Source organism: Ruegeria sp. CDSC085, assembly GCF_059610465.1.
The window spans coordinates 230,418-242,847 of record NZ_JBXWNR010000003.1 but is presented as its reverse complement, the minus strand read 5'-3'; the positions used below and the strand labels follow the sequence as shown (position 1 = coordinate 242,847).

10 protein-coding genes are annotated in these 12,430 nt (G+C 55.7%); 4 read left to right on the top strand and 6 right to left on the bottom strand.

Going from position 1 to position 12,430, the window contains the following annotated elements; translation table 11 throughout:
• Nucleotides 1–7: 7 nt before the first annotated feature.
• From AC2FJB_RS07555 to AC2FJB_RS07530, 6 genes are all read right to left on the bottom strand, one after another.
• Nucleotides 8–1,171, bottom strand: a complete 1,164-nt coding sequence (locus AC2FJB_RS07555; RefSeq protein WP_496717773.1) for a serine hydrolase domain-containing protein — start codon at nucleotides 1,169–1,171, stop codon at nucleotides 8–10.
• 83 nt (nucleotides 1,172–1,254) lie between these two features.
• The gene (pth, locus tag AC2FJB_RS07550) at nucleotides 1,255–1,935 is read right to left on the bottom strand and encodes an aminoacyl-tRNA hydrolase (RefSeq protein WP_117872831.1); all 681 of its coding nucleotides are present in this window, start codon (nucleotides 1,933–1,935) and stop codon (nucleotides 1,255–1,257) included.
• 140 nt (nucleotides 1,936–2,075) lie between these two features.
• Nucleotides 2,076–2,729: a 50S ribosomal protein L25/general stress protein Ctc gene (locus AC2FJB_RS07545; RefSeq protein ID WP_117869775.1), complete on the bottom strand. Its 654-nt coding sequence runs from the start codon at nucleotides 2,727–2,729 to the stop codon at nucleotides 2,076–2,078.
• 249 nt (nucleotides 2,730–2,978) lie between these two features.
• Entirely contained in the window at nucleotides 2,979–4,145 is a 1,167-nt protein-coding gene (locus AC2FJB_RS07540; RefSeq protein ID WP_496717772.1) for an alpha-hydroxy acid oxidase, read from the bottom strand.
• A 147-nt stretch (nucleotides 4,146–4,292) separates the two neighbouring features.
• Complete coding sequence (gene trpA, locus AC2FJB_RS07535) at nucleotides 4,293–5,084, bottom strand: tryptophan synthase subunit alpha (RefSeq protein ID WP_496717771.1); 792 nt, start codon at nucleotides 5,082–5,084, stop codon at nucleotides 4,293–4,295.
• A gap of 78 nt (nucleotides 5,085–5,162) precedes the next feature.
• Nucleotides 5,163–5,651: an acyloxyacyl hydrolase gene (locus tag AC2FJB_RS07530; RefSeq protein WP_117869772.1), complete on the bottom strand. Its 489-nt coding sequence runs from the start codon at nucleotides 5,649–5,651 to the stop codon at nucleotides 5,163–5,165.
• Between the two features lie 202 nt (nucleotides 5,652–5,853).
• Between AC2FJB_RS07530 and ychF the strand changes: the two genes are divergently transcribed.
• From ychF to AC2FJB_RS07510, 4 genes are all read left to right on the top strand, one after another.
• Nucleotides 5,854–6,951, top strand: a complete 1,098-nt coding sequence (ychF, locus tag AC2FJB_RS07525) for a redox-regulated ATPase YchF (RefSeq protein ID WP_117872830.1) — start codon at nucleotides 5,854–5,856, stop codon at nucleotides 6,949–6,951.
• Between the two features lie 643 nt (nucleotides 6,952–7,594).
• Nucleotides 7,595–9,499: an autotransporter family protein gene (locus AC2FJB_RS07520; RefSeq protein ID WP_496818070.1), complete on the top strand. Its 1,905-nt coding sequence runs from the start codon at nucleotides 7,595–7,597 to the stop codon at nucleotides 9,497–9,499.
• A gap of 251 nt (nucleotides 9,500–9,750) precedes the next feature.
• Nucleotides 9,751–10,632: a LysR family transcriptional regulator gene (locus AC2FJB_RS07515; RefSeq protein ID WP_496676548.1), complete on the top strand. Its 882-nt coding sequence runs from the start codon at nucleotides 9,751–9,753 to the stop codon at nucleotides 10,630–10,632.
• A gap of 85 nt (nucleotides 10,633–10,717) precedes the next feature.
• A complete protein-coding gene (locus tag AC2FJB_RS07510) occupies nucleotides 10,718–12,421 on the top strand; it encodes an NAD(P)H-dependent oxidoreductase subunit E (RefSeq protein ID WP_496717769.1) in 1,704 nt (567 codons plus the stop codon).
• Nucleotides 12,422–12,430 lie beyond the last annotated feature (9 nt).

Here is a 12,430-nt window from a genome sequence, read left to right as displayed (position 1 = left end):
AGGCACCTTACAGGCTTTCTGCGATCTTGCGGAACATTTCAATATTCTGGTCATTTACGCCAGTGTCGCGGAAATGCCGATCAGCGCCAGTAGACACAATCAGAACGCCGCGAGGTTGGTTGAAATAGATGTATTGCCCATACACGCCCCGGGCCAGAAACTCTCCCTCATGCGCGCCGCGTGGAATCCACCACTGATACCCATATCCAATCTTCCCCCGAGCGGTCGGTGCGCTGGGTTGAGTTGCCTCGAATATCCAGTCGGCGGGCACCACTTGCCGGCCGCTCAATTCCCCATCTTGCAGGATCATTTGCCCGAACCGTGCAAAGTCACGTGTCGTGAAGTTTAAACCACCCAGAACAAAAGCGACCCCGGCGCCGTCGGTGACATAGTATCCGTCGCGCTCAAGGCCCAGGGGCTGAAGAATTCTTTCTGTCAAAAGATCCGCAACACTGCGACCGGTCGCCCCGCGTATCACCATGCCCAATACATGGGTGTCTATGGAAACGTATTGCCAGGTTTCACCGGGGGGCGCGAAACTGTCCTGCAATGAGGCCGCGAAATCGTCCAATTCACCGCCTAGGGCAATCACACGGCCCATCCTGTTGATGTCAGACTTCGGGTCCAGATAATCCTCGTCGAACGTGACGCCGCTGGCCATATTCAGAACGTTCCGTATTGTCGCCGTGTTATATGCGCTGTCTGCAAGTTTGGGGGCGTAATTGACGACGGGATCATCCAATGAATCGATTACGCCCTCTTGCAGGAGAATGCCGAAAAGCGCCGACAGATAGCTTTTTGCCACTGACCAGGAAATCCGGCGGTCATCGGGACCGGTGCCCAGATAGTATTCCTCGAACCGGATCTTGCCGTTCTGCATGATGAGCAAAGAAGTAACAGAGCGTTCATTGATCCAATTGTCAGTGTCTTCAGGAAGATCGAAACCTTCGCCGTAGGGCAGCTCCCATGTTGGGACGTTTCCACGCGGCAGATCCACGGTCAGAAATGCTTCATCCATGTGCGAAAAGTTGTGAACGATCTTGTCCTCGGAAAACAGAGAGTTCACCGCCATCAGGCGCTGTAACTCTTCGCGTTTCCAAAGCCCAATTGCAGCGGCGGCCAGAGCCAACGCCAGCACAATGCGCAGAACCCATTTCAGTATGGATCGCATCGTAAAGCCTCCATTGTTTACAGGTATTTGAACGCGGGCGTCCCGTTTTCGCAACGCCGACGTAACGGAAACAGGGCACCGAGCTATTTGAACTTGTCCAACAGCTTTTGCATGGCGGACCGTTCGTCGACCGGTGGATCAGGAGGTGCCTTAGGCGCGGTTTCGGCTTTCGGCCCGGCCGTCTTGGACGACCGAGGCGGCGCAGTGCGCAGGGCAACCGCGTTCATGAATTTTCCACCATCATCCCGCGCCAGATGGGACGCTCCGTCCGAAACTCCCCGAAGGACGTCATCCAGCCAGTCAGCCTCCGATTTCGCAAAGTCGCTCAGGACATAAGCCGAGACCATTTCTTTGCGGCCCGGATGTCCGATGCCAAGTCGTACACGATCATAGGCAGCGCCAATATGGTCGTGGATCGAGCGCAATCCATTGTGTCCCGCGTGTCCACCGCCCGCCTTGACGCGCACTTTGCCCGGGGCGAGGTCCAACTCGTCGTGAAACACAACAACATCAGTGGAGTCGAGCTTGTAGAAACGCATCGCTTCACCCACGGATTGACCGGACCGGTTCATGAAGGTTTGCGGTTTCAGCAACAGGATTTTTTCAGAGCCCACGCGACCTTCCGAGATCTCACCCTGAAACTTGGATTTCCATGGGCCAAACCCATGGTCCTCTGCAATCCGGTCCACAGCCATAAACCCGATGTTGTGCCGGTTCCGGGCGTATTTCTGCCCAGGGTTTCCCAATCCGACAAAGAGTTTCATGACCATACTCCGCCTCTGTAGCCTTGAGGCTATGTGATGCCCGGAATTGCCAGGGAAATCCAGCCAGCGCCGAGCGTCTTGACCATAAAAAACGGGGCTCGTCAGAACCCCGTTTCAAAATCCAGACGATTGATCCGGATTTATTCTTCTTCTTTGCCGACGACTTCGACTTCATCGACTGCAACTTCAGCCTCTTCATCTTCGTCGTCGTCGCTTGTTGCCAGACCTGTCGGAGCCGAGACGTTTGCAATCACGAAGTCACGGTCGATGGTCGGCTTGGTGCCTTCGGGCAGGACAACCGATGAAATTGTGACGACGTCGTTGATGTTCATTCCGGCTACATCAACGGTGATCTTCTCAGGAATCTCACCCGCGGTGCACAACAGCTCGACTTCCGGACGGACAACTGTCAGAACGCCGCCCTTCTTGATGCCGGGGGCTTCATCTTCGTTGATGAATTCAACTGGAATGTACAGCGCGATCTTTGTGGTCCGGCGCAGGCGCATCAGGTCCAGGTGGGTCGGCAGGTCTTTGACGATATCACGCTGAACATCGCGGCAGATGACACGAACGTCTTCATGGCCTTCGACCTTCAGGTTCCACAGGGTCGATTTGAAGCGACCGGCTTTCAGGCGCTTGAACAGTTCGTTGAACGGGATCTGAATTGCCAGCGGATCTTTGTCGCCGCCAAATACAACACCCGGAACCATGCCTTCGCGGCGTGTTTTACGAGCGGCGCCCTTGCCTGTCCCCGTCCGTTCCAGAGCTACGAGATCAGGAATCTCTCCAGCCATGATAATTCTCCAATGTTAGGGCGGGTATCCTCCAAGGCTGTATACCCGCGTGAAGCCGCGTCCTTATCTCGATTCACCACGTTTGGAAAGGGGTAATTCATACCTTGTCATTTTGGGGAGCTTAACCTCGCGCTCCGGGGTACTTCTCGCAAGATCAGTGATGGGTCCGCTGCTTCATCTGGCTCCAAATATCCTGGGGGAGGCGCCCGGAACGGGCGGCGGGGGCAGAGCCCCTAAACTCCCGCGGAATCAGCCTTGCCAACGACCGCCAAAACCCTCTGGTACCAGAAGGTTATGCGACCCCAGCGCGTCGACGGTTTTTTCACCGCACAGCGCCATTGTTGTGTCGAGTTCCTTCTGGATCACCTCCAGCGCGGTGGTAACGCCTTTCTGGCCCATGGCACCCAAGCCATAAACAAATGCGCGGCCGATATACGTCCCCTTGGCCCCCAGCGCCAACGCTTTGAGCACGTCCTGACCTGAGCGGATACCACTGTCCAGATGCACTTCGATATCATTGCCCACAGCGTCCATGATCTCGGGCAATACCCGGATCGAACTGAGCGCGCCGTCCAACTGACGTCCGCCATGGTTCGACACGACAATGGCATCGGCCCCCAGCTTGGCCGCCATTTTGGCATCTTCCGCGTCAAGGATACCTTTCAGGATCACTTTTCCGCCCCACTGTTCCATCAGCTTTTCGACCTTGCCCCAGTCGAGGGTGGGGTCGAACTGTTCAGCGGTCCAGGCCCCCAGTGAAGACGCGTCCGAGATGCCTTGCACATGTCCCACTATATTACCGAACTCGCGCCGCTTGGCCCCCAGCATTTCAATGCCCCATGCCCATTTGGTCATCAGGTTTGCGATGGTCTTTGCGGTCAGCTTGGGTGGTGCGGACAGACCGTTCTTCAGGTCTTTGTGCCGTTGGCCCAGAATCTGCAGATCCAACGTGATCACCAGCGCCGAACACCCGGCGTCCTTGGCCCGCTGGATCAGACGGCTGACATAGTCAGCGTCCTTCATCGTGTAGAGCTGAAACCAGAATGGTTTTTCGGTGTGCTCGGCCACGTCTTCGATCGAGTTGATCGACATGGTTGAAAGGGTGAAGGGAACTCCAAAATCTTCGGCAGCTTTTGCGGCTTTCATCTCTCCGTCCGCATGCTGCATCCCCGTTAACCCAACCGGAGCCAGCGCAACCGGCATCGAGACCTGCTGTCCAATCATTTCTGAGGCAGTTGAACGTCCGGACATATCAACGGCAACGCGCTGGCGCAGGCGAATCTTTTCAAAGTCGGAACTGTTTTCGCGGAATGTCTGTTCCGTCCAGCTGCCGCTTTCAGCGTAATCGTAGAACATCCGCGGTACGCGACGCTCATAGATGCGCCTGAGGTCTTCAATGTTGGTTATCACAGGCATGTCTCAGACCTCCGAACTTACTGGTTAGTTTTCCTTACCAATGCAAGTCAAAGGCTGCAATGATCTGGCCTGGTGTCGGGCGGTCAAAAAAGCCTGCCGCAGAGCACTGTGCGGCAGGCCTTTTATCGTATTGATTTATCCGCCGGATCAGGCGCTATGGGCGCCATCCGACAGGGACTTTACAAAATCCAGCACTTCGTCGACCGGCTTGCCTGCACCGATCTGGCTGACGATCGCTGATCCGACTACGGCACCATCTGCCACTGACGCGATATTGCGGGACTTCTCGGGCGTGTTGATGCCAAAGCCCACAATCACCGGCAGTTCGGTCGCGGCCTTGATGCGGGCAACCTCGGGGGCCACATCCGTTGCCTGCGCCTCGGCCGCGCCGGTGATGCCAGTGATCGAGACGTAATATACGAAGCCCGAGGTGTTCTGCAGAACCCGCGGCAGGCGCTGGTCATCCGTGGTAGGTGTCGCAAGACGAATGAAGTTCAGACCCGCTGCCTGAGCAGGCAGGCAAAGCTCTTCGTCCTCCTCGGGTGGCAGATCCACGATGATCAGCCCGTCAATGCCGGCTTCTTTTGCATCTGCCAGAAATACGTCAACGCCCCGGCTGTAAATCGGGTTGTAATACCCCATCAGGACAATTGGCGTAGTGTCGTCTATTTCCCTGAAGGCGCGCGCCAAATCCAATGTACGTTGCAACGTCATCCCGCCATCCAGCGCGCGTTGGCCCGCTGCCTGAATCGTAGGGCCATCCGCCATCGGATCTGTAAAGGGCAAACCCAGTTCGATGACGTCCACGCCTGCGCCGGGCAAGCCTTTGACCACGTCGAGCGAGGTGTCATAGTCAGGGTCCCCTGCCATGACATAGGCAACAAAAGCCTTCTTTCCTTCGGCTTTCAGGGCGGCAAACTTAGCGTCGATACGGGTCATCGGATGTCCTTGCACTCGGGTTTGGACCCGTGTGCAGAAACTTTGGCGGAAAATCAATCCCACCGATGCACGAGCAGGTCAGAAGCCCAGATGGTACCGCACCAGAAATGCATTTACGCCCGGGTTTTCGTGGTTTGTACTGGCATTGGACTTGTGTGTGATAGCAACTGACACGCTGTTACCATTGTTCAGGTTGTATCCCAGACCAAAAAGGCTACGGATTTGAAAATCGCCACCCAAGTCATTCAGGTCATTGCCAGCATTGTAGTATCCGGGCATGACACTGCCTTCGACGAACCATCGATCACTAAACGAATACAGCCCGATCAAACCTGCACCGATGTGGGTATCGCCGTCTTCATCTATGGACAAAGCCGCCCCCCAGCCCGCGCTGAACCGCTTGGCTTGGTGAAAGGGCCTGTGTTGATATTCAAGTGAGATCAGTGCCTGATCTTCGGACACGTCTTCGGAAAAATCAGCATACCCCGCGCCAAAAACAATAGTTTGAGCATGGGCTGATACGGAGGCTGTAGAAGCCAAAACAGCTGTAAGAAAAAGCGTTCTCATAGTTTCCCGCCAGCAAAAATTCGATCGTGCAATGCTAAGTGGTTATCGTAGAGCATTTTTTTCAGTTCCCACAAGAACACGTTTTGGGAACGTTTTTGTGATGTTGCGAAAGGGACTCAGCAAAATGCACCTCCAGCATTTGCTTGCGCATTGATGCGGACCTGCATAGAAGCTGCGTTCGTATTCTATGCAGGAGGCCGATATGGGCTTTAAAATGGGAATCGTGGGTCTGCCGAACGTGGGCAAGTCGACCCTGTTCAATGCGTTGACCAAAACCGCTGCCGCGCAAGCCGCGAACTTCCCATTCTGCACCATCGAGCCCAACGTCGGCGATGTGGCCGTGCCAGATGACAGGCTGGACAAATTGGCAGCAATCGCCACGTCAAAACAGATCATCCCGACGCGGATGACATTCGTGGATATCGCCGGTCTGGTGAAGGGGGCCTCGAAAGGCGAGGGGCTGGGCAACCAGTTTCTGGCAAATATTCGCGAGGTCGATGCCATTGCCCATGTCTTGCGCTGTTTCGAAGATGGCGACGTGACCCATGTAGAAGGCCGCATCGATCCGGTGGCCGACGCCGAGACCATTGAAACCGAGTTGATGCTGGCCGATCTGGAAAGCATCGAAAAGCGCCGCGCCAACCTGGTGCGCAAACTGAAAGGCAACGACAAAGAGGCACAACAGCAGGAACGCCTGCTTGCCGAAGCGCAGGAGATGCTGGAGGACGGTAAACCTGCGCGTCTGGTCGAAGTTTCGGACGAAGACGCCAAAGCCTGGAAGATGTTGCAACTGCTGACCACCAAGCCGGTTCTTTATGTCTGTAACGTGTCCGAGGAAGAAGCCGCTGAAGGCAACGAATACTCGGCGAAAGTCGCCGAAATGGCTGCCGCCCAAGGCAATTCTCATGTCATCATCAGCGCCAAGATTGAAGAAGAGATCAGCCTGCTTGAAGCGGACGAGGCACAGATGTTCCTTGAGGAAATGGGTCTGGAAGAGCCCGGCCTCGACCGTCTGATCCGTGCCGGTTACGACCTGCTCAAGCTGGAAACCTATTTCACAGTCGGCCCGAAAGAAGCCCGCGCCTGGACCATCCCTACGGGCACTGCTGCACCGCAGGCGGCTGGTGTCATTCATGGTGATTTCGAAAAGGGTTTCATCCGCGCCGAGACCATCGCCTATAACGACTTTATTGCCTGCAACGGCGAGCAAGGGGCCAAAGAGGCAGGCAAAATGCGGGCCGAGGGAAAAAGCTACATCGTCAAGGATGGCGATGTGATGCACTTCTTGTTCAATACGTAACAGCAGAGTGCTTCCGCTTGGCTGAGCACCTTACGGGTAGTGCTTTGGTGAGGCTAAGGACCGGTGTGAGCCCAAGGCAGTCAATCGTTCGACTTCTCCGAAAAACTAAAAAAAAAGCTCTCTGCCTATCAAAAAACGGGTGTAGCCTCACTTGTGGAGTTGAGGGAGAAAGCTATTGCAATCAAAGGACCCGAATTATTCGATAAGATACGCTCAGCGTGTAATTGTCTCTAGTTCCACGTTGGGAGCCTTGGCGTATTTCCTACTGCCCGGCGATGCCTGGGCCCAAAGTTCGCAATCTTGCGTTGAAGTTGGTGCTCCCCGTGACGAATACACTGCTGGAACAGAGACTATTCTTAGCGGGCAGACGATATCTTCTACTGTGAAAACCTGCCTGCCAATTCCAAACGGGCCCATCACGGCGCTTCTGATTGGTAATTCTTCCATAATGCCTTCTGGGGAAATTGAGCTTTATGTCCCGGGGCAGAGTCAAAATCCAGACAAAGCATCGGTACTGACTTTGTTGAACGTCGATGTCGCGGCTGGGAGCGGCGACTTTGTTTCACGGGAGGCCTTGACGACGCAAATCAACGGCAGACTACGAGTCAATATTGTAGGGACTTCGATTGGATCAGGACGATCCATGACATTTGCGCCCGCAAATGGGGGTGATGTTGACCCAACCGAGGTTTATTTCCAATCAGACACGCCGTTAACTTACGATAACTTGACAGTAACAAACGCAACGGAAATCGCGTTTGGTGTGCTCAATATTCAGACAAGAGTTGCTCAAGCGTCTGATTTTACTCTGACCAACAGTTCGATGTCGGCCACTAGCGATATGGTGATAGGTGGCGGCACAACGCTACGACTCGATGCATCCAGCAGTCTGACCACGGTCGATTTTGATAACTTTGGTACTCTGGCCGGCAACGGCACCGTGAACGCATTCAATTTCAACGTGAGAAATGGCGCTGTTCTTTCACCGGGCTCCTCGATTGGCACGTTGAATATTAATAGTGCAATTTCCTTCGATGCAGGGTCGACGATTTTGTCGGAAGTCGACCCCACAGCGGCACAAAACGCGGATCTGGTTTCGTCAACAGGCGCAGTCACTGGTATCAACAAAGCTACCATACAAGTCGAAGCTGCTCGGCCCGGCCTGACTGCGCAAGACTATGCTGCTGGCAACAATTACACGGTTTTTCAAGCTTCAAGTTTTGATGGAGACTCACCGACATTAGTTGCCGGGGGAACCCTGCCGGCATTGTCCAGTTTGAGTATTGCAAATACCCCTACCGCAGACGGTAGAATTGATATTGCCTTTGCGACTCTTCCCGTCTCGAGTTTGCCGCAGAATCCAGCAGTTGTCGGATCACCCAATGCAAGCAACCTTGCTGGTGCGGTGGCCAACACCACAAACACTGCACCCGGAACCAATCTGACTAATGGCTCAACCTTGGGCAATGCCGTTAACACGCTTACCAATTCAGGTTTGGCTGGGTTTAACCGCGTGCATGCGGAACCCTATTCCTCAAACCTGACGGTCGGGCTCGAGCAACTGGATCTAATAACCAACACAGTGCTGAGTCACGCTGACTGCCGCAAGTATCAAGCGGTCGGCTTCAGTAGTGAGGATCAACCCGTTGCAGCAGGCGAAATCGGCTCGGCCCAGAGCCCCAGCGGCGCAATCGACTGCTCTGATCGGCGCTGGTGGATCGACACGGCCTATGTGAGCGGGGACGTTGATGGAAGTAACGGCCTCGGGACATTCGACTATTCGCTCGGCACTATTTTGGTCGGTGCGGATGTCTTCAGTTCGGAAAGAGGGGTCGTTGGCGTGTACGCAGGATTCGGGACGTCCTCCATGGATGAGCACGATCAAGTTGATCAGGACTTTTCGACCGACAGCTATCACGCGGGCGTCTACGGGCGTACAACGACCGGAACGTGGGAGTTCTCCGGGCTAATCGGTTACATGTTCGGTGAAACTGACGCCAAGCGGAATAACCCATCTGTAGATGGGTTTACGGGAGGCGAGGCAAAGTCGGATTTGGACCAAGAAGGCATTCACGCCGGTATCCAGGCACGGAAGCTGTTTAACCTGGACAGTGGCGCAAGAGTTTCCACGGTTTTCGGACTAAACTACGGGCGCATCCAACAAGGCTCTGGAACAGAAACCGGAGGCGGCGATTTCAACTATTCAATTGAAAAAGCGGATGCAGAGTCTTTGGTCGCTTCGATTGGCGTCGACTATCAACGGGACTTCTTGAGTGAAAATGGTGTGTTAACCCCAATTGCCTTTGCTCGCTATGAGTACGACTTTTTTGCCAACAAGGATGGTGAGCATGAAGTCACGGTTACAAGCCCGATATTTGGGACATTTACACAGGTCGGGCAAAACCGAGGAGCCAACGGCTTCGTTCTCGGGTTGGGGCTAGGGTATCAAATATCTGAGCAAGCCAGACTAACAGCAGGATACGGCTATTCGGTACGTTCAAATGGTCAAGAACATGGTTTGGGGGCAAATCTTAGTGTTCGATTCTGATTTCGTGACAAAGTTGTTTCTTTTTTGACATCATACACGTTGACCACAGTTGTTGGGGCAATCATCGATGAGCCCTGTGGACGTCAGCTTTGTCCCGCATACCGACTACCGGAATGGTCCCGGAACTGCCCGGATTGGTATTCTGTATCTGAGGTTGCAGCTGTTTTTCGACGTGTCAGTTAGCCATTCTTTCCTCTCCAGCCTAATTCCCCTTAATGTGGGTTTCGACCCGTCATTCGAGAAACGTCCAAATGATCGAAATCCGCGACCTGCAACTGCTCAGCGCCCTTGCGCGGCACCGCCATTTTGCCAAGGCGGCCGAAGAGTGCGGGATTTCGCAACCTGCGTTCTCGATGCGCATTCGAAATCTTGAGGATCGGCTGGGCGTCTCCATTGTCCGCCGCGCCAACCGGTTTCAGGGTCTGACGGAAGAGGGGGAGATGATCGTCCAGCGGGCGCGTCGCATTCTGGATGACACCAAGGCACTCGAGCAACAGGTACTGGCCGCCAAAGGCGAGATCACCGGCACGCTGATTTTGGGTGTGATCCCGACGGCCATCGCCTTTACCGGGCGGCTCACTAAACGGTTGAGACAGGCGCATCCACGTATCATTACGCGCATCGAAACCATGTCAGCCACCGCCATTCAACACCGGCTGGACGAAGGCAGCCTGGACGCTGGGGTAACGTATGGCGACAGCATCGGGACCGACCTGCGACAGGTGCAACCTTTGTACGAGGAAACCTATGTTCTGCTGGTCCCGTCGCACATGACGGACGAAACCGGTCCGATACCTTGGGCGCGCGTGGCCGAATTCCCGCTAAGTCTGCTCGAGCCGCAGATGCAGAACCGGCGTATTCTGGATCATGTATTTGAAGATCAGGGTTTGTACCCGGACGTGGTTGCCGAAACCAGTGGGTTTACCGCTTCGATGGTGATGGCACGCGAGGGGCTGGCCGCCACGGTTGTGCCCCGTGTCCTTATTCGGGCATTGGGCGAGTTGAAAGGGACAAAGGTGCTGCCGCTGGTCGAGCCCATTGTCAGCAAACCGATTTGTCTGGCGACACGAAGCCGCGATCCAGAACTGCCAACTGTACGGGCGCTGCGCGCCGTGGTGACGTCTTTACGGTGATAAGGTGTCGTTATCGTGTAATTGCCAAAAGCGATTTGACGATATGTTAGCCTGATGAGACACGGGGCCTGAATCGGAGGGCATCATGGCACCATTAGACACCAAGCCATCAGGCGCACCCAAGGGCGTCTGGAAGTCAGGTAAAGGCAAGGGGCGACACACGCCCAAAGGCCGTCAGTTCACGGATGAGGCGCAGGCTGAAATTCACCGCCTGCTGGGCGACCGCCCGCGCCGCCGCGATCTGCTGATCGAATTCCTGCATTTGATTCAGGATGAACACGGCCATATCAGTGCCGACCATATTGCCGCGCTGGCGGTCGAGATGCGGATCGGTCAGGCGGAAATCTACGAGACCGCGACGTTCTACGCTCATTTCGACGTGGTGAAAGAAGGCGAGACTCCTCCGCCTGCGCTGACCATTCGCGTCTGTGATTCCCTGTCCTGCGAAATGGCGGGCGCCCAACAACTACAAAAGGCACTGAAAGACGGTCTGGACCCGACCGAAGTCCGTGTGGTCCGCGCGCCCTGCATGGGCCGCTGTGACACAGCGCCGGTGCTGGAGGTCGGTCACAACCATATCGACCGTGCCAACCCCGATAAGGTGCAGGCCGCGATTGCTGCGGATGACACCCATGCCCATCTGCCCGACTACGAAGCTTTCGCAGCGTATGAGGCAAATGGCGGTTACGCCACGCTGAAAGAACTGCGTGACGGCGGCAATTGGGAGAATGTACAGGAAGATGTCCTGTCCTCGGGCCTGCGGGGTCTGGGCGGTGCGGGCTTCCCGTCGGGCAAAAAATGGGGCTTTGTTCGCATGAACGAAGGTCCGCGCTATCTGGCCGTCAATGGCGACGAGGGTGAGCCCGGCACCTTCAAAGACCGCTATTACCTGGAACGCACACCGCATGTCTTCCTGGAAGGCATGTTGATCGCCGCCTGGGCGGTCGAGGTCGAGACCTGCTTTATCTATATGCGCGACGAATACCCTGCGGTTCTGGAAATTCTGCGCCGCGAGATCGCCGCGCTGGAAGATGCCGGAATTGTTGAGCCTGGCTATATCGACCTGCGCCGTGGCGCTGGCGCCTATATCTGCGGTGAAGAATCCGCGATGATCGAGTCGATCGAAGGCAAAAAAGGCCTGCCGCGTCACCGACCGCCCTTCGTGGCGCAGGTCGGCGTGTTTGGACGCCCGACGCTGGTGCACAACGTGGAAACGCTCTACTGGGTGTCCAAGATCTGCCGGGAAGGTCCGGAAATCCTCAATTCGGTTGAAAAGAATGGCCGCAAGGGGCTGCGCAGTTATTCGGTCTCGGGCCGGGTGGCGAAACCCGGCGTCTACCTGCTGCCGGCAGGGTCGACCATTCTTGACGTGATTGATGCCGCCGGGGGCATGGCCGAAGGTCATGAGTTCAAGGCGTATCAACCGGGCGGGCCGTCGTCAGGTCTTCTCCCCTCCAGCATCGACGACATCCCGCTCGACTTTGACACCCTACAGCCGCTGGGCACGTTCATCGGGTCTGCTGCGGTTGTGGTTCTATCCGGTCAGGACACGGCCCGCGATGCGGCGCTGAACATGCTGCGATTCTTCGAGGACGAAAGCTGCGGCCAGTGCACCCCCTGTCGGGCGGGTTGCGAAAAAGCGGTCAAGCTGATGCAGGCCGACAAGTGGGATCAGAACCTGCTGGAAGATCTGTGTCAGGTCATGGGCGACGCCTCGATCTGTGGTCTGGGGCAGGCGGCCCCGAACCCGATCCGTCTGGTCATGAAACATTTCGCTGACGAAATCTGAGGGAGACAG